We start from the raw sequence: 16,556 nt of genomic DNA on the forward strand, positions 1-16,556 counted from the left end.
CTCCTCTGCTGGTCGATGTTGTCCACTGATACTGAACGCCGCAGCGGTCAGTTTCTGTCCTACTACCCGGCCAACTCGAGCCGCTCGCCGTGGAAGCGCTCGCGCATCAGCCGATCGTGCGAGACGAGCATCACCGCGCCGCCGAACTGCTCGAGCGCTCGTTCGAGGTCTTCGACGAGGTCGGGGGAGAGATGGTTGGTCGGCTCGTCGAGCAGGAGCAGCTCGTGCGGTTCGCTCACGAGCAGCGCGAGCTCGAGCCGCCGGCGCTGACCGTACGAGAGCCCGGCCACCGGCACGGCGAGGTCGCGCGGGTGGAAGAGCCCGAGCGCCATGAGCCGGCGCTCGGCGGTGTCGACATCGTCGCGGATGCCGCGTGCATACGTCTCGAGCAGCGTGCGTTGCGTCGGGGTGATGCCGCTGTGCTGGCGCAGATGGCCGATGCGCCGGGTCGCCGTGACCGAACCGGCATCCGCTCGCTGCTCGCCCGCGATGACCCGCAGCAGGCTCGTCTTGCCGACGCCGTTGCGACCGGTGATGAGCACTCGCCCGCCGGGAGCGACCTGCAGTTCGTCGACGGATGCTGCGGCGACGCGCACCCCGCAGAGTTCGAGCAGCAGCGGGGCGGCGGCCGCGGCACTCACGGCAACCGCAGGCTCGACCGGGCCCGGCCGATCGAGCGCCGGCGTGAAGGCGAGCGGCTGCGCCGGCGGCGCCACCGGATCGTCGAGCAGCCGCGAGACGCGCTCCTTCGCGTTGCGGATGCGGCCCATCGCGCCGTGGTCGCGGCCGCGCGCCCGGAACGCACCCGTGCCCATGCCTGGCTTGTCGAGCTTTCGCGGAATCGCGGCGAGGCGCCCCGCATTCGCCGTAACCAGGTCGCGGTTGCGGGCCAGCTCGGCGTTCCATGCCTCATAGGCGAGGCGATGGCGTTCGCGCTCGCTCGCCTTGGCCACGAGGTAGCCGGCGTAGCCGTTGCCGTAGCGGGCGACGGATGCGTCGTCGACCTCCCAGATCACCTCGGTGAGGACCTGCAGGAATGCGCGATCGTGCGTCACGGCGACCACCGTGCCCTCGTGGTGTCGCAGGCGATCCACGAGCCACTGCCACGCGGCGTCGTCGAGGTCGTTGCTCGGCTCGTCGAGCAGCAGCAGCTCGGGGTTCGCCGCGAGGGTCGCCGCGAGCGCGACGCGGGAACGCTCGCCGCCCGACAGCGTCGCCCATGAGCGCGAGCGATCGAGACCACCGACGCCGAGCGCGCTCATCGCCGCATCGAGGCGAGCCGGCGCACCATACCCATCGCGCGCCTCGAAGCGCTCCGTCATCTCGGCGTAGCTCGCGAGCGCTGCATCGAGGGCCGCGCCGTCGAGGTGGGCAAGCCCGTGTTCGGCGGCGCGCACGGCGCGCTCGAGGTCGCGCAGTTCGGCCGAGCACGCATCGATCGCGTCGTTCACGGTCGCGACAGCGTGCAACTCGAGCACCTGGCTGAGCACGCCGATGCCGCCCGGCACGGCTCGGGTCACCTCGCCGGCGTCGGACTGGAGTTCGCCGCTCATGAGGCGCAGCAGCGTGGACTTGCCCGATCCGTTGTCGCCGATGATGCCGACGCGTTCGCCGGGTCGCAGCGCGAGGTCGATGCGGTCGAGCACGACGCGGGCGCCGAAGCGCTTGGTCACGGCGTGCAGTGAGAGTTGACTCGGGTACATGGGGAACTCCGTTCCCGGCTCGATCGCTCGCGTGCGAGCGGTCGCCGACCGACGGGAGCGCGGATGCCGCCCGGGGGCGGGTGCGACGCGGCGTCGACGGCTACGAACCGAAGTGATCAGTGGTGGCTGGAGGCGGCACGCTCGAAGCGCGTGCGCGATTCAGACAGAGGCCGTGGAGCTTTGCTCGACACGGCTCGCCACTAGGAGTAAATCAGGGTACCCATCGCGTCGAGGGTAGCAGCCGCTGCGACGGCATGCCAGACCCGGAGCCGTGCCGACTCACCCGACCGGTGCGGAGACTCGTCGTTCGTCGATGGCGAGCTCGGCCGGGTCGCCGACCCGCGGCAGGGGTGAGAGGGCGACCCAGACCACGGTGGCAAGCCCGAGCACGGCTCCGATCGCGAGCCCGGCGCGAGTGCCGAGGAGTTCGCCGACGAGACCGCCCGCGCCGGCGCCGATCGCGATGGTTCCATACGTGATCCAGCGCATGCTCGCATTGACCCGGCCGAGGAGCCGGTCGGGCGTGCGGAGCTGACGGATCGTGACGAGGATCACGCTCGACATCGCGATGCCGGCGCCGTTGAGCGCGAAGATCGCGCCGAGCGCGACGATGACGAGTGGATGCCCCCACGAGACGTCGACGAGCGGAATCGCGAGCAGCACGGCGCACTCGATCGCGGCGCACCACATGAGGGGCCGCCCTGCGCCGAAACGGCGCACCGCGGCATCCGTGCGCACCGACGCGATGAGCGCACCGACAGCGCCGATCGCCAGCACGATTCCGATCTCGACCGGGCTGAGCCCCAGAGTCTGCACGGCGTGCAGAGTGAAGAGCACGAGTACCCACTCGGCGAACGGGTTGTACAGCGCCGAGAAGCCGAGGTTCGCGACGAGGTACCGATCGCGGCGAACGAAGCGCAAGCCCTCGCGCAGGTCTCGGCGGAAGTCGGTTGTGCCGATCGGTCGCGCCTCGGGCGTGCGGATGCGGCCGATCGCGAGGGCGGAGACGACGAAGGCAAGGCCGTGCGCGAGCACCGCGAAGGGGGCGGTCGCGAGCTGCACGATGACGCCGCCGAGTCCGGGGCCGCCGATCTCGGACGCCGCGGCCGTTGCCTGCAAGCGGCCGTTCGCGAGCGGCAGCGCGTGCACCGGCACGACGCCGGGCACGACCGACTGGTACGACACCTCGAACAGCACCGTGAAGCATCCGATCGCCGCGACCATGAGCGCGAGCATGGGCAGCGACAAGGCGCCGGTCAGCGCGGCGGCGGCGATGCCGAGGCTGAGTGCGGCCCGCGCCCAGTCTGCGGTCTGGATGAGCGGCCGGCGGCGGCTGCGATCGACGAGCACGCCGAGCGGCAGGGCCAGCAGCAGGAACGGCAGCCAGCGCGCGACGCCGAGCAGGCCGAGCTCGGCGGCAGAGGCGTGCAGCATCAGAACGGCCAGCAGGGGAATGGCGACCTGCCCGATCTGCTCGCCGACGACGGATGCGCCTTGCGACGTCCACAGCCAGCCGAAGTCGCGACGCCATGAAGTCGGTGTTGACACGCCTCTGAGCGATCTAATGGGTGTTTCAAGCTGCATGCGTTACAGCGTCCCATGAAAGTTCACATGTGTAAACCATGATCCATCCATTAGGATGGAAAGGTGCTCTCCGTCGTCGCCACCACTCCGTTGCAGGAGTACTCCCAGATCTCGGGCGACCCCGCACTCGATCTCGTCAACACCGTCTCGTGGCGACTGAACCCCGAGCGGCGCATCGAACATCTCGCCGACTACGCGAGCGTGCTGCGCTGGGCGACGCAACACGGCCTCGTCGACGAACCGCTTCGTCGCGAGCTCGAATGCATCGCTGCCGACGACGTCGCGGGCGCCCGCCTGGAGCTCGAACGGGTCATCGAGCTGCGCGAGGCCATTTACGAAGCGGCCTACCGGGGTGCGCAGACCACGCCGATCGTGTCGCAGCACGCCGACGCCGTGGCGGCCGGCCGACTCGAGCGCGCAACCGATGCGGGCTGGCAGTGGGCATTCCCCACTGCCCTCTCGCTGCCGCGGCGCCGCATCGCGCTCGCCGCCGTCGACCTACTGCTGCGCGGCGACCTCGACCGCCTCGGCCAGTGCGCCGACGCCGAGTGCGGCTGGGTGTACCTCGACACGTCGCCGCGCCACAACCGGCGTTGGTGCGTGGCCTCCGATTGCGGCAACCGCAACCGGGTGCGCGAGTACTACGCGCGCTCGCGCGAGGCCGAGGCCGAGGACGGGGCCGCGGGGGTCTGACGGGCGCTCGACCCGACGACGTAGTGTGGGCGTACCCACCCACGGAGGTCGAGATGGCACGCAGCGACATTCCTACGAGCACCGCACCGCGCACGATCGCTCGGCTGGCGCTCGCCGCCGCGCTCCTCTTCGCGGGGTTCAGTCATCTCTTCTGGGCGCGCAAGGAGTTCAGGTCGCAAGTGCCGTCGTGGGTGCCGATGGACGCCGATGCCGTGGTCGTGGCGTCGGGTGCGGTCGAGATCGGGCTCGGCGGCGCACTCATCGCACTGCCCCGCGAGCGCCGGCGCGTCGGATGGGTCGTGGCGGCGTTCTTCACCGCGATCTTCCCGGGCAACATCGCGCAGTTCACCGAGAAGCGAGAAGCGTTCGGCCTCGATTCCGACCGTGCACGCGGCATCCGCCTGCTGTTCCAGCCGCTGCTCGTGGCAGTGGCACTCTGGTCGACGGCACCGGTGTCACCGAGGTCACCGCGGCGTTGCCGAGAATCGCGCTCCGAGCACGGCGAGCACAATGGCGATGAGCACGAGCGCCGCGCTCACGACTAGCGGCCCCGTCGGCCCGAGCACCGTCGCATAGGCCAGCCCGCCGACGATCGGGCCGATCGCGGCCCCGACGTTCAGCGATGCGGTGGCGTACGAGCCCGACATCGTCGGCGCTCCGTCGGCGGCGCGAAGCGCGATGGCGATGAGCGTGCTGCCGACGGCGAACGACAGCGCCCCCTGTGCGAACGCGAGCACGAACAGCGCCACAGGCTGCGTCGAGACAACGGCGAGGGTCACCCAGCCGGTCAGGAGCAAGGCACTGCCGAGGCTGACGATGCGCGAGCCGAACCGGTCGCCGAAGCGGCCGGCCGTCCAGACGCCGACGAAGGCGCCGAGCCCGAAGACGGCGAGCACGAACGGCATCACCCCGGCGTCGAGCCGGGTGGCCTCGATGACGATGGCCGCGAGGTAGGTGAAGGCGCAGAAGGTCGCGGCGTTCACGAGTGCTCCGAGCGCCAGCGGAAGCTGCAGCGAACGCCGGCGCAGCACACGGAGCTCGCTGCGCAGGCTCGCCGCGCTTGCAGCCGGCCCCGACGCCGAGCGGTTCGGCGCCCACAGGGCGACCGCGACGAGCGCCGGCACCGAGATGAGCGCGACTCCCCAGAGTGCCGCCCGCCAGTCGAGCAACGCGCCGGCGGCGGCACCGGCAGGAACCCCGGCGATCAACGCGAGGGTGGTTCCGCCGAGGATGACGGACAGCGCCCGCGACATCCGATCCGCCGGAACGAGCGTCGAGACGGTCGACAGGGTCACGGCGAGGAAGCCCGCGTTCGTGAGGGCGGCGATGATGCGGGTCGAGAACAGCACGGTGAAGCTGTCGGTGAGGGCGCCGATGACATGCATCGCGATGAACACGAGCAGGAATCCGGTGAGCGCGACCCGAGGCGACCAGCGACGGCTGAGCGCGGCCATGAGCGGCGCGCCCACGACCATGCCGGCGGCGAAGGCGGAGGTGAGCAACCCCGCCTGCGGGATGGAGACCGAGAGGTCGGTGGCGATGCCGGGCAGCAGGCCGGCGAGCATGAATTCAGAGGTGCCCTGTGCGAAGACGGCGATGGCGAGCAGGATGACGATGGGTGGCATGAGTGAGCTCCGGAGTGAGGTGACGGTCGACGACGACCGGCACGTCAGTGCTCGCAGAACCGCATCGGGTTCACCGAAGATCGCGCCGCAGACGGGCGCAACTGGGGTAGGAGCTACCGGCGTGCCGGCAGCTCGACCCTGGATGCTTCGGGAGAACTCACCCCGCCACTGTATGCGAGGGCGGGGCCTCATCGCACGCCGGGCGTCGGCTGCCGGCCCGACGCGCCGCCGTCGCTGTCAGCGGGCGATGGGAGGATGGCTCTCGTGCCACTTCGCCCGGCTCGGGAGGAACCCTGAACGCCATCGCCGACGCTCGCGCCGAGCTCATCGCCCTCTGCCAACGCGGGCTCGAATGGTACCCGGGGGTGCCACGAGAGCGGGCGGATGTCGCAGCTGCACGACCTGCGGCGGTGCTCGTGCTGTTCGGCGTGCTCGACTCGGTGCCGGCTCGCACCGGAGCGGCCGTGCCGCGCGACCTCGACGTGCTGCTGCTGCGCCGTGCGGCGACCCTGACGAGCCACGCCGGGCAGATCGCATTTCCCGGTGGGCGGCTCGAGGAATCCGATGACGGCCCCATCGCCGGCGCGATCCGCGAGGCGCAGGAGGAGACCGGCGTCGAACCCGACGGCATCGAGGCGCTCGGCACGCTGCCGCCCATGCCGGTGCAGGCGAGCAACCATCTCGTCACACCGGTGCCGGCGTGGTGGACGCGCCCGTCCGAGGTCGCGGCCGTCGATCACGACGAGTCGGTCGACGTGTTCAGGGTGCCCGTCGCCGATTTGCTCGACCCGGCCAATCGCGCGAACACGCAGCACACGTGGGAGAACCGCACCTACCGGTCGCCGGCGTTCACGGTCGGAAGCCGCGTCGTGTGGGGCTTCACCGCCCTGGTGCTCTCGCGCATGTTCGACGAGCTCGGCTGGGCCGAGGCGTGGAACGCCGAGCGCATCGTCGAGCCCGATTCGCTCAGTCGCTGAGGTCTACGGGTTCGGATTCGTCGCGGCACCGTCGAGCCAGAGCGTGTCGACACTGTCTCGATGCACGCCGTCGGTGCCGACGTGCTTCGTGCTGATCTGCGGGCCCTTCGTGACCACGTGCACGATCGCCATCGCGTGGCCCTGGCCGAGGCCGTAGTCCTCCTTCAGCCACGCCACGATCGGTGTCGCCTTCGTGCCTTCGCCGAAGCCCTTCTCGTGCGCCTGATCGACGAGCTGGCGCGGGGTGAGTCCGGTCTTCTTCTCGATGTTGTCGAGGTAGGCCTGAAATGACATTGCTTGCTCCTTCGGGCGGTGGGATGCCGCGTGGCGGGTGTCGATGACCAGACTCCCGCCACGCGGCATCCCACCGCCAATGTTTCGACCTCGGTCGAAAGTTCGCCCGAGACGAGGGGGTGCCGCCGCCGCGTCCGCTGCGTAGACTCACTCGTTCCGAGACGAGCGGGGGTGGCATGGCATCCGAGGGAACGGTGGCGCTGGTGACGGGCGCTGCGCGCGGCATCGGCCGAGGCATCGCGCTTCGGCTCGCACGCGACGGAGCTGCGGTGATCGTCGCGGATCTCGCCGATCACCCCGATGCCGAGCAGACCATGGCCGAGCTGCGCTCAGCGGGCGCCGACGCCGTCTACGTGCCGACCGATGTCAGCAGGGTGGCCGAGGCCAGAGGGCTCGTGAACGCCGGCGTCGAGGCGTTCGGGCGCATCGACGTGCTCGTCAACAACGCGGGCGTGCAGCGTCACGCCGCGTTCCTCGACGCAGAGGAGGACGACTACGACCTCGTGCTCGGCGTCAACCTCAAGGGGCCGTTCTTTCTCGCGCAGGCCTTCGCGCGCCACGTTCGCGAGCGCGGCGGCGGCGGGCGCATCGTGAACATCAGCTCGGTGCACGAAGAGCTGCCGTTTCCGAACTTCGCGAGCTATTGCGCGAGCAAGGGCGGTCTCAAGATGCTCACGCGCGACCTCGCCGTCGAGCTCGCGCCGCTCGACATCACCGTGAACAACATCGCGCCCGGCGCCATCCGCACGTCGATCAATGACAGCCTGCTCGACGACCCGGCGAAGCTGCAGGCGCTGCGTGACGACATCCCGGCGGGGCGCATGGGCACGCCAGAGGAGGTCGCCGAGGCGGTCAGCTTCGCGATCTCACCGGGTGCCGCCTACCTGACCGGCAGCACGATCACGGTCGACGGCGGACTGATGTGGAACTATCGCGAGCAGTGAGCAGCGGGAGTGCGTGGGTCTTCGCGGCCCGGCTCGGATGAAGCAGTCGAGGGCTCGACGAGATCAGGCGTTCAGCGCGAGCTCCGTGTCGAGCAATTCGAGCAGCAGCGAGGCGGATGCCGCGGACGGCTCGCCCGTGATCGCCGACACGACCCACTGCGGCGCCGTCGACGGCAACGGCACGGCCACGAGTCCGGCGGCCTGTGGCTTGGCCGCGATGTGCTGGGGCACGAGGGCCACGCCGAGGCCCCGCTGCACGAGGTCGAGCAGCGTGTGCACGTCGTTCACCGTGCACCGCACCCGTCGGGCGACGCCGTGCGCCAGGCACGCCTCGTCGTTCAGCGAACGCACCGCCCACGATTCCTGGAAGTCGACGAAGTCGTCGTCGCGCAGGTCGGCCCAGTCGAGGGCGGTGCGAGCGGCGAGCGGATGCTGCGGAGGGCACAGCAGCACGAGGGGGCGACGCCCGAGCTCGATGCGGCGCACGCGCGCGAGCCGGTCGCCTGCGGCGACGAACGCGAGGTCGAGGCTGCCGTCGCGCACCCGCGCGATGAGCTCGTGCGACCCGGCCTGCGTGAAGTCGAGGTCGACCAGGGGGTAGCGTCGCCGGGCGCGCTCGAGCAGCGCCGCGACATCCACGAAGCCGAGGCACTGCTCGGCGCCCACCCGGATGCTGCCCGACAGCTCGTGCGTGGCGCGTACGACCGCGTCTCGTGCCGCCGCCGCCTGGGCGAGCATCGTGCGTGCATGGGGGAGCAGCGCCAGGCCCGCGTCGGTCGGTTCGACGCGACGCGTCGTGCGGTTGAACAACGTGGTGCCGAGCTCGTCTTCCAGTCCGCGGATCGCCGCCGACAGGCCCGACTGCGACACCCCGCACACCGCTGCGGCGCGGGTGAACTGCTGTTCGTCGGAGAGGGCGACGAGGTACTCCATCTGACGCAGGTCCATCTATCGGCATTCCTTCTGAATCGCATGACCACTAGTTGTTGGACTTCTAGCTTGCGGCTCCATAGGGTGAATCCGCAACATCCGGAACCGACAGCCTCAGGAGCAGACCGTGAAGACCATTCCCCTCGGTGGCGGCGACCTCACCGCGCCCAACGTCGTGCTCGGACTCATGCGAATCCAGCAGATGAGCGACGACGCCGTGCGTGAACTCGTCGGCTCGGCCCGCGACGCCGGCATCGACTTCTTCGATCACGCCGACATCTACGGCGACGAGCTGCACGGCTGCGAACGGCGCTTCGCCGAGGCCATGCAGCTGACCCCGGCGCAGCGCGACGAGATCACCCTGCAGACCAAGGCCGGCATCGTGAAAGACGGCCCCTACTTCGACTTCTCGTACGAGCACATCATCGAGTCCGTCGAGGGCTCGCTGCGCGCACTCGAGACCGACCGCATCGACGTGCTGCTGCTGCACCGCCCCGACGCGCTCGTCGAGCCCGACGAGGTCGCCCGCGCATTCGACGAGCTCGAGGCTTCCGGCAAGGTGCTCGCCTTCGGCGTCTCGAACCACACCCCGCGGCAGATCGACCTGCTGAAGAAGTCGGTGAAGCAGACGCTCGTGGCGAACCAGCTGCAGCTGTCGATCACGCACTCGCCGATCATCGCCGAGGGCGTCGCTGCGAACATGCAGGGGCTCGAGCAGTCGATCACCCTCGATGGCGGCGGCATCATCGACTACTGCCGGCTGCACGACATCACCATCCAGGCGTGGTCGCCGTTCCAGGCCGGATTCTTCACGGGCGTCTTCCTCGGCTCGGCCGAGTACCCCGAGCTGAACGCCGCGATCGACCGCCTCGCCGCGAAGTACGACGTACCTGCCATCGCGATCGCCACCGCATGGATCACCCGCCACCCGGCGAACATGCAGGTCGTGCTCGGCACGACGACCCCCGAGCGCGTGGCCGGCGCGGCTCAGGGGTCCGATGTGCCGCTCACGCGTGCCGAGTGGTACGAGCTGTTCCGCACCGCCGGGTACCGAGTGCCCTGACGCGGCGCCGTGCCGGCTCAGCCGATCAACGGATGACGTCGCGGACATCGATCTCGTACAGGCGGTTCCCCCGAGTGCCCTGCCCGATCAGCCGCCCAGGTAGTACGTGGCGGTCTGAACGAGTCCGATGAATGCGCCGAACACCTCTGCACCGCCGAGTGCGGCGCCGGCGGCGGCGAACCCCTTCGGGGCGTCGCGCCGCAGCAGCACGATCAGGCCGAGCACGAGTGCTCCGATGCCGAGCACGAGCGAGAGCACATTGGCGACCAGACCGAGCGTGCTGATGAGTTCGTACGCCATCGGCAGTGCGGTGCTGATCAGGAACGGTGCGACGAGTCCGAGCAGCCGGGTGATCACGACACTCGCAATCCCCACGACGAAGGCGATCAACCCGAGCAGCCGGAAGTTGGTGCTCGGGCGGGGCTCGACGGGGGGCGCGGAAAGGTCCGTCATGGCCCCAATCATGCCCGACCGCGGCATCCGCTCGGTGGACGACGATCTCAGTTGCCGGTGGGTGCTGCCAGAGTGGGAGGATGCGTCGAATCGGAGCGATCTTCCAGCCCGCGTTCCCACCTGAGCAGTTCCGGCCCGCGGTCGAGGCCGCCGAGGCCGGGGGAGTGCCCGAGCTCTGGCTCTGGGAGGACTGCTTCCAGCAGTCCGCCTTCGCCTCGGCGGCCGCGGCACTCGCGTGGACTGAACGCCTGCGGGTGGGCATCGGCGTCGCTCCGATGCCGCTGCGCAACGTGGCGATCACCGCCATGGAGATCGCGACGATCGAGCGCATGTTCCCGGGGCGCCTGGTGCCCGGCGTGGGGCACGGTGTGCAGCGCTGGATGGCGCAGACCGGCAGCCGGGTCGCCTCACCGCTCACGCTCATGCGCGAATACGTGCCGGCGCTGCGGCAGCTGCTCGCTGGCGAAGAGGTCACCGCGAGCGGCCGCTACGTCACGCTCGACCGCGTGCGACTCGACTGGCCGCCGGCCACGGCTCCACTCGTGTACGCGGCGGGCGAAGGTCCGAAGACCCTGCACCTGACCGGTGAGGTGGCCGATGGCACCGTGCTCACGGGCGGCACGTCGGTCGAGCGTGCGGCGCAGGCGGTTGCCGCCATCGCCGCCGGCCGTGCAGAAGCCGGCCGCGACGGCGGCAGCGAGACGGTCGTCTATCTCATGGCGGGCTTCGGCGGCGCCGAAGCCGAGGCGCGGGTGGCGAGCGAACTCACGACGTGGAACATGCCCGAAGATCAGCGTCTGGCCGCCGTCGGCGACGCATCCGCCGTGGCCGAGGTCGCCGAGCGGTTCTTCGCTGCCGGGGTCGACGCCGTGGTGCTGCAGCCGACCTCCGACGAGCCCGACCTCGAGGCCTTCATGGGGCACGTCGGCGACGTCGCCCGACAGTTCGCGTCGTAGCGCCGGGCGTGCACCGCCCAATATGCTGACGGCCATGGCTGCCGTGTTTCCCGTGATTCTGATCGCCGCAATGGTGATCGCGCTGATCGACATCATCATGCGCGACGACTCGCAGGTGCGGCACCTGCCGAAGTTCGGCTGGATCCTGCTCGTCGTTCTCCTGCCGCTCATCGGCACGCTGCTGTGGTTCATCATCGGCCGTGAGTACGGCGCCGCCTCGGCCAACGAGGGCATCGGCACGCTCATCGCCACGCGCTCGCAGCCGGCTCAGCGCCCGCCCGTGCAACAGGTCAGCTCGACCGAGCAGCAGCTCGCCGACCTCGACCGCGAGATCGAGTACTACCAGCGCCGGGCCGAACTCGAGCGCCTCAAGCGCGAGGCCGAGGGCGGCTCGGCGAGCTGACGACGCCATGAGCCTCGATGTCTACCTTCAAGACTTTTCCGATGCTCCTGCTGATCGCAGCGATTCGGTGGGTAGACACGTACTTGCGCCACTGCTCGACGCGCGCGGCGAGAACCTTATGACCGCTGACGGATCAGCCGCCGTGTACGGTGCCGGCGAGGCGCCGTTGAGCGGGTTGATGTTCAACCACATCGAAGGCGACCTTGCTTGGGACGCGATCTTCAACATTGCTGTCGCCGGCAGCTGGGTGATCATGCCGGTCGGCGGCCCGCTCTGCATCGTTGCGGATGATCACGCTGAGTCGATTCCCGAGAACTTCGCAAACGACGGCGTCATTATCGTTCGTTCCGGGAGTGAGCTGAGGAACGCTGTCACGGCTGAAGCTTGAGCGCAACGATCACGGCTGCTTCAGGACGCGCCTCAGCTCGTGAATCCGCGCCCGGGTGTTATTTCGGACGTGACGCGTTACGGTGCGGCTACCGCCAATCGAACGGTGGCAGCGTCTCCGACGTCGAGGCCCTCGGCTTCTCGCACCCAGGCCTTGATGGGCACGATGTAGCCGCCGTCTTTCGGCCAGAGTGCGCTCGCCCACTCGCTGCCGCCGATGCGCACCGTGACGGGGACCATGCCCCAGCCGTAGGTCACGAGCGGCGCGATCGTCTCGAGCGCGGTGCATTCGTCGGGCGGCACCGTGACGAAATGCCAGGGTGCCGGGCCGCGCCAGAACCAGATCTCGCCGGTGAACGTCAGTTCCACCGCTTCAGAATACGGACCCGACGTTGCCTAACTACACATGCGACGCCGTTGCGCTCGCCGTCGCCTGGTGCAGGTGCAGATGCAGCGAGCGCACGCGCCAGCCGTAGAACGCGACGGCGAGGGTGCTGGCGAGGTAGAGCACGATCGCCTGCAGCGCGAACGCCGGGTAGTGGATCAGCCATCGCTGCTGACTCGGGTCGGCGGCGAAGTCGGGGTTGTCGCTGACGTACGGCACCACCGAGCCGAGCCAGTAGCCCGCCGCTTGGCCGCCGGCATAGATGGCGATGCCGGCGAGCAGGGCGATCACGGCACCGCCCGTGCTCTGGCGCCACACCGAGGCCGCGACCCGCAGTGCCGTTTGCGGCACCCACGACTCGCGAACCGGCGCGAGCCACGCAGACATCACCGGTGCCAGCACGAACGCGGCGGTGACGAGCAGGAGGAGCAGGCCGACGCCGAGGGCGAGCAGTCGCTCGTCGCTCGCCCGGCTGCGCACGAGTTGCGGAATGAGGAGGAGCACGAGGAGCGGGATGCACCCGATCAGGCACGCGAGCCACGTGCGCAGGAAGGTTCTGGAGTTCACGCCCTCCACGCTATGGAGCGCGTGGTCGGTCGAGCCATCCGGAAAACCCCCGAGCTCAGTTCGTGGCGGTGGCGGTGATGGTGGCTGTGGTGGCGCTTGCGGCCGGATCGGCGGCGTGTGTCGCATGCACGAAGGCGGCGAGCTCAGCGGCCATGGCTTCGGGCTCCCAGCTGTGCTCGCTGCCGGGCATGGGCTTCCAGCTCGCGCCGGGGATGGCGGCAGTGATCGATTCGGCGGCGGGCGTCATGATGTCGTAGGTCGCCTCGCCGACCATCGTGAGCACCGGAACCCGGATGCCGCCGAAGAGCTGCGCGTGCGGTGCCGACTCTGCCCACGCGAGCGATTCACCGTCGGGGCGGAGGCTCGGCGCCTGCTCGACCATGGCGGGAATGCTGCGCACGACGTCGAGGATCTCGGGCGGCATGTCTTTCATGTACTCGTCGAGAGCGGCGGCGTTCTCGCCGGCGTCGATCCACCGGTTCACCTCGTCGGCCCACTCGCGGGCGCCGCTGTTCGGCGGTGCGAGCGGCGCCTCCCAGAGGGCGAGCGCGGCGACGGGTAGCCCGTCGACCGCGGCACGCAGCGAGATCGAGCAGCCCGAGGAGTGACCGCAGAGTGCTGCCCGACCGCCGACGACCCCGATCAGTGCCTCGATTGCCGCGAGTTCGCGCTCGAGCGTGATGACGCCGCCGGTCGCGCTCTCACCGCGACCGACGCGGTCGTACACGATCGTGGTGACGCCGCGCTCGGCCAGGAGCTCGGCCGTGCGCGTGGTGTCGGGGTCGATCTCGCGCCACGGGCCGGCGCCGGCGACGAAGATCAGTGCCGGGCCGTCGCCTCGGCGGTCGTAGGCGACGCGGTCGCCGTTGGAGGTGGTCACGAACTCGGACATCTGGTTCTCCTTCTCGAAATAGACTGACCAGTTTGATTTCTTCAAACTAGACTGTCTAGTACGAAACGTCAAGGGAGCATGCATGGCCGTCGCGAAGGCACCCACACAATCGGAGCGCAAGCACCTCGCCATGCTCGCCGCGGCCGAGCAGCTGTTCCTGCGCCACGGCTACCTCGGCACGAGCATGGACGAGCTCGCCGAGCTCTCGCAGGTGTCGAAGCAGACGGTGTACGCCCACTTCGGCAGCAAAAAGGCGCTCTTCGTCGAACTCGTGTCATCGATGACCGGCGGCGCGGGCGACGGCCTGCATGATCTCGACGAGATGCCGGCGCCAGACGGCGACGTCGCCGGGTTCCTCGAGCGCTATGCCGTCGACGAACTCTCGGTCGTGATGACACCGCGGCTGCTGCAACTGCGACGACTCGTGATCGGCGAGGTCGGCCGGTTTCCCGAGCTCGCCACGGCGCTCTACGAGAACGGCCCCGACCGCGCCATCCGCTCGCTCGCCGAGGTCATGACGTCGCTGGCCGAGCGCGGCCTCCTCGCCGTGGATCAGCCGCTCGAAGCGGCGACGACCTTCAACTGGCTCGTGATGGGCGCGCCGATGAACGAGGCGATGCTGCTCGGCGACGGGGCGATTCCCGAGCCGGCGGTGTTGCGCCGGCACGCTGCGCACGTCACCCGGGTGTTCCTCGCCGCCTACGGCGTCTGAGGCCGTCTCGCGACGTTCGACGCCGGGCGCGGCTCGTCAGTCCCAGCCCATGTTGATCGTGCGTTCGAAGTTGCGATAGCCGCCGCGCTCGAACGCGCGTGCCATGGGCACGTTGGGCACGTCGGTCGATGCCCGCACGCGCGGCGCGCCAGCCTCGGCGAGCACCCGCGTGCCCTCGGTCAGGATGCCGTCGATGTAGCCGTTGCCACGGTGCTCGGGCAGCACCGCGAGGTACGCCACGATGTGGTGATACGAGTTGCGCGCCGGCAGCACGAAGCCGACGACCTCGCCCTCGGCGTTCTCGGCGACGCGCCACCACTCGCGCGGACTCGAGAACCGGGCGAACTCGTTCTGCCACTGTCCGAGCGCCGTCTCGCGAGGCGTCATGCGGGCCAGGTCTTCCCGGCAGTGCACGTCGAGCGTGCCATCGAGGGCGCGCGTCAAGAGGTCGAGCCATTCCTCATCGGATGCTGCGGGGCGGAAGCTCAGTCGCGGGTCGGGCTCGGCGATCGGGGTGCCCGGCTGCCACTCGAGGCGCAGGCGCTCGACGAGGAGTCGCGCCCCGAGGCGTTCGAGCAGCGCCATGCGCAGCTCAGTGCCGCGGCGGGTCGCGGGCTGCTCGCGCCAGTCGGCCGGCAGGTAGCGCCCGTACTCGGGCTGCTGCGTGAGGCCGCGCAGCACGTGGGCGCGAGCCGCGTCGAGGAGCGCGCCGCCGATCGAGAGGGCCTCGTCGTCGGCGAGCGACTCGTCGAAGTCGAGGATGTCGAAGAGCTCGGGCTCCGCGGCATCCGGTGCCTTCCACCACGCGGCGCGCGCGACCGGCTGCCCGTCTCGCAACGCGAGCCACATCCACTCGGGGCGACGTCGCCCCTGCTCGAGGTCATCGGCGAGCTCGTCGTTGAGCGTGTAGGGCAGACGATTGAAGAGTTCGATCTCGTCGGGGCCGCTCAGGTGGCGGAGTTCGACGGCGGGCTCGGCTGGTCGACGGGAGTCGGAGAGTTCGGGCATGTGAGCGAGGCTATCGATTGCGAGACGACCGGTCGGCGGGCCTGTGGAGAACGGGCGACGTCGATCGGCGCCAGCTGGCATGATCGACGCGATGCCGACCTTCGCTGCGTTTGACGGAACCGAACTCGCGTACCACCTGCACGGAGAGCGGGGCCCTCTGCTCGTCTGCGTGCCGGGCGGGCCGATGCAAGACTCCGTGTATCTCGGCGACCTGGGCGGGCTGGCGGCCGAGCGCCGGCTCGTGATGCTCGACCCGAGGGGCACCGGCGCCTCTGGCATCCCCTCCGACCTCTCGACCTACCGGTGCGACCGGCTTGTCGATGACATCGAGGCGCTCCGCGAGCACCTCGAACTCGAGCAGTTCGACCTGCTGGCCCATTCCGCCGGCACCAACGTCGCCGTCGCGCACGCCGCCAGGCACCCCGACCGCATCGGCCGACTCGTGCTGATCGCACCGAGTGCCTCGGCCGTGGGCCTGATCGTCACGACCGACGTGCGGCTCGACACGGCGCGGCTGCGAGCCGACGAGCCGTGGTTCGACGCGTCATTCGCCGCGCTGCAGTCGATCGTCGCGGGCGAGGCCACCGACGACAGCTGGTCGGCCATCGACCCGTTCTACTACGGGCGGTGGGATGCCGCGGCGCAAGCGCATCGCGACGCCGACGACCGTCACCGCAACGACGAGGCCGCGGCCGTGTTCGGCGCCGATGGCGCCTTCGACCCCGAGGGCACGCGTGCGGGCCTCGCCGGGTTCTCGGCGCCCGTGCTCTTCGTCGCGGGCGCGGTCGATCTCAACTCGCCGCCGCCCATGGTCGTCGAGTACGCGGCACTGCTTCCGGGCGCCGAGCTCACCGTGCAGCCCGGCGCCGGGCACTTCCCATGGCTCGACGACGCCGAGCAGTTCGCCTCGACGGTCGCCTCGTTCCTCGCCGAACCCGTTCGCTGAGCCCGAGCTTCGGCACGCGCACCTCGCCCGCGGG

At 69.9% G+C, this 16,556-nt stretch carries 20 protein-coding genes; 10 read left to right on the forward strand and 10 right to left on the reverse strand.

Features of this window, described 5'->3' with window-relative positions:
* Positions 1-62 precede the first annotated feature (62 nt).
* Both H521_RS0110180 and H521_RS0110185 read right to left on the reverse strand, forming a co-directional pair.
* On the reverse strand, positions 63-1,703 hold the full coding sequence (locus tag H521_RS0110180; protein WP_022892917.1) for an ABC-F family ATP-binding cassette domain-containing protein: 1,641 nt from the start codon (positions 1,701-1,703) through the stop codon (positions 63-65).
* 279 nt (positions 1,704-1,982) lie between these two features.
* Positions 1,983-3,251: an MFS transporter gene (locus H521_RS0110185; RefSeq protein WP_022892918.1), complete on the reverse strand. Its 1,269-nt coding sequence runs from the start codon at positions 3,249-3,251 to the stop codon at positions 1,983-1,985.
* A gap of 99 nt (positions 3,252-3,350) precedes the next feature.
* On the opposite strand from H521_RS0110185, the gene H521_RS22735 reads away from it, so the two are divergent.
* On the forward strand, positions 3,351-3,980 hold the full coding sequence (locus H521_RS22735; RefSeq protein ID WP_022892919.1) for a CGNR zinc finger domain-containing protein: 630 nt from the start codon (positions 3,351-3,353) through the stop codon (positions 3,978-3,980).
* Positions 3,981-4,033: 53 nt separating this feature from the next.
* A complete protein-coding gene (locus H521_RS22740) occupies positions 4,034-4,525 on the forward strand; it encodes a DoxX family protein (RefSeq protein WP_022892920.1) in 492 nt (163 codons plus the stop codon).
* On the opposite strand, the gene H521_RS0110200 is transcribed toward H521_RS22740, so the two are convergent.
* A complete protein-coding gene (locus H521_RS0110200; RefSeq protein ID WP_022892921.1) occupies positions 4,445-5,605 on the reverse strand; it encodes a Cmx/CmrA family chloramphenicol efflux MFS transporter in 1,161 nt (386 codons plus the stop codon). The two genes, H521_RS22740 and H521_RS0110200, sit on opposite strands and share 81 nt — an antisense overlap.
* 365 nt (positions 5,606-5,970) lie before the next feature.
* Here H521_RS0110200 and H521_RS0110205 point away from each other — a divergent pair, with 365 nt between their 5' ends.
* Complete coding sequence (locus H521_RS0110205) at positions 5,971-6,582, forward strand: NUDIX hydrolase (RefSeq protein ID WP_022892923.1); 612 nt, start codon at positions 5,971-5,973, stop codon at positions 6,580-6,582.
* Between the two features lie 3 nt (positions 6,583-6,585).
* On the opposite strand, the gene H521_RS0110210 is transcribed toward H521_RS0110205, so the two are convergent.
* Entirely contained in the window at positions 6,586-6,876 is a 291-nt protein-coding gene (locus H521_RS0110210; RefSeq protein ID WP_022892924.1) for a DUF4287 domain-containing protein, read from the reverse strand.
* Between the two features lie 176 nt (positions 6,877-7,052).
* Between H521_RS0110210 and H521_RS0110215 the strand changes: the two genes are divergently transcribed.
* The gene (locus H521_RS0110215) at positions 7,053-7,820 is read left to right on the forward strand and encodes an SDR family NAD(P)-dependent oxidoreductase (RefSeq protein ID WP_022892925.1); all 768 of its coding nucleotides are present in this window, start codon (positions 7,053-7,055) and stop codon (positions 7,818-7,820) included.
* 63 nt (positions 7,821-7,883) lie between these two features.
* Here H521_RS0110215 and H521_RS22745 read toward each other — a convergent pair whose 3' ends face one another.
* On the reverse strand, positions 7,884-8,768 hold the full coding sequence (locus H521_RS22745) for a LysR family transcriptional regulator (protein ID WP_022892926.1): 885 nt from the start codon (positions 8,766-8,768) through the stop codon (positions 7,884-7,886).
* A gap of 109 nt (positions 8,769-8,877) precedes the next feature.
* Between H521_RS22745 and H521_RS0110225 the strand changes: the two genes are divergently transcribed.
* A complete protein-coding gene (locus H521_RS0110225) occupies positions 8,878-9,813 on the forward strand; it encodes an aldo/keto reductase (protein ID WP_022892927.1) in 936 nt (311 codons plus the stop codon).
* An 87-nt stretch (positions 9,814-9,900) separates the two neighbouring features.
* Here the strand turns inward: H521_RS0110225 and H521_RS0110230 are convergent, their stop codons facing one another.
* The gene (locus H521_RS0110230; protein WP_022892928.1) at positions 9,901-10,266 is read right to left on the reverse strand and encodes a hypothetical protein; all 366 of its coding nucleotides are present in this window, start codon (positions 10,264-10,266) and stop codon (positions 9,901-9,903) included.
* A gap of 80 nt (positions 10,267-10,346) precedes the next feature.
* On the opposite strand from H521_RS0110230, the gene H521_RS0110235 reads away from it, so the two are divergent.
* Genes H521_RS0110235 through H521_RS0110245 form a run of 3 tightly spaced genes read left to right on the forward strand, consistent with a single transcriptional unit; the run spans position 10,347 to position 12,013 of the window.
* Positions 10,347-11,222: an LLM class flavin-dependent oxidoreductase gene (locus tag H521_RS0110235; protein ID WP_022892929.1), complete on the forward strand. Its 876-nt coding sequence runs from the start codon at positions 10,347-10,349 to the stop codon at positions 11,220-11,222.
* A 34-nt stretch (positions 11,223-11,256) separates the two neighbouring features.
* The gene (locus tag H521_RS0110240; protein WP_026482148.1) at positions 11,257-11,625 is read left to right on the forward strand and encodes a PLDc N-terminal domain-containing protein; all 369 of its coding nucleotides are present in this window, start codon (positions 11,257-11,259) and stop codon (positions 11,623-11,625) included.
* 7 nt (positions 11,626-11,632) lie between these two features.
* Positions 11,633-12,013 (forward strand): hypothetical protein, encoded by a 381-nt coding sequence (locus tag H521_RS0110245; protein ID WP_156891370.1) that lies wholly within the window; start codon positions 11,633-11,635, stop codon positions 12,011-12,013.
* Positions 12,014-12,090: 77 nt separating this feature from the next.
* On the opposite strand, the gene H521_RS0110250 is transcribed toward H521_RS0110245, so the two are convergent.
* Genes H521_RS0110250 through H521_RS22755 form a run of 3 tightly spaced genes read right to left on the reverse strand, consistent with a single transcriptional unit; the run spans position 12,091 to position 13,856 of the window.
* The gene (locus H521_RS0110250) at positions 12,091-12,381 is read right to left on the reverse strand and encodes a DUF1905 domain-containing protein (RefSeq protein ID WP_022892932.1); all 291 of its coding nucleotides are present in this window, start codon (positions 12,379-12,381) and stop codon (positions 12,091-12,093) included.
* Positions 12,382-12,412: 31 nt separating this feature from the next.
* Positions 12,413-12,964 carry a hypothetical protein gene (locus tag H521_RS22750; RefSeq protein ID WP_156891372.1) on the reverse strand — a complete coding sequence of 184 codons (552 nt, stop codon included), beginning with the start codon at positions 12,962-12,964 and terminating at the stop codon, positions 12,413-12,415.
* A gap of 55 nt (positions 12,965-13,019) precedes the next feature.
* Complete coding sequence (locus H521_RS22755) at positions 13,020-13,856, reverse strand: alpha/beta fold hydrolase (protein WP_022892934.1); 837 nt, start codon at positions 13,854-13,856, stop codon at positions 13,020-13,022.
* A gap of 82 nt (positions 13,857-13,938) precedes the next feature.
* Between H521_RS22755 and H521_RS0110265 the strand changes: the two genes are divergently transcribed.
* Positions 13,939-14,568, forward strand: a complete 630-nt coding sequence (locus H521_RS0110265) for a TetR/AcrR family transcriptional regulator (RefSeq protein WP_022892935.1) — start codon at positions 13,939-13,941, stop codon at positions 14,566-14,568.
* Positions 14,569-14,604: 36 nt separating this feature from the next.
* Here H521_RS0110265 and H521_RS0110270 read toward each other — a convergent pair whose 3' ends face one another.
* Positions 14,605-15,576: a GNAT family N-acetyltransferase gene (locus tag H521_RS0110270; RefSeq protein ID WP_022892936.1), complete on the reverse strand. Its 972-nt coding sequence runs from the start codon at positions 15,574-15,576 to the stop codon at positions 14,605-14,607.
* Between the two features lie 91 nt (positions 15,577-15,667).
* Here H521_RS0110270 and H521_RS0110275 point away from each other — a divergent pair, with 91 nt between their 5' ends.
* Entirely contained in the window at positions 15,668-16,522 is an 855-nt protein-coding gene (locus H521_RS0110275) for an alpha/beta fold hydrolase (protein WP_040424449.1), read from the forward strand.
* Positions 16,523-16,556 lie beyond the last annotated feature (34 nt).

Origin of the sequence: Agromyces subbeticus DSM 16689, assembly GCF_000421565.1 — a bacterium.
Taxonomy (GTDB): Bacteria; Actinomycetota; Actinomycetes; order Actinomycetales; family Microbacteriaceae; genus Agromyces; species Agromyces subbeticus.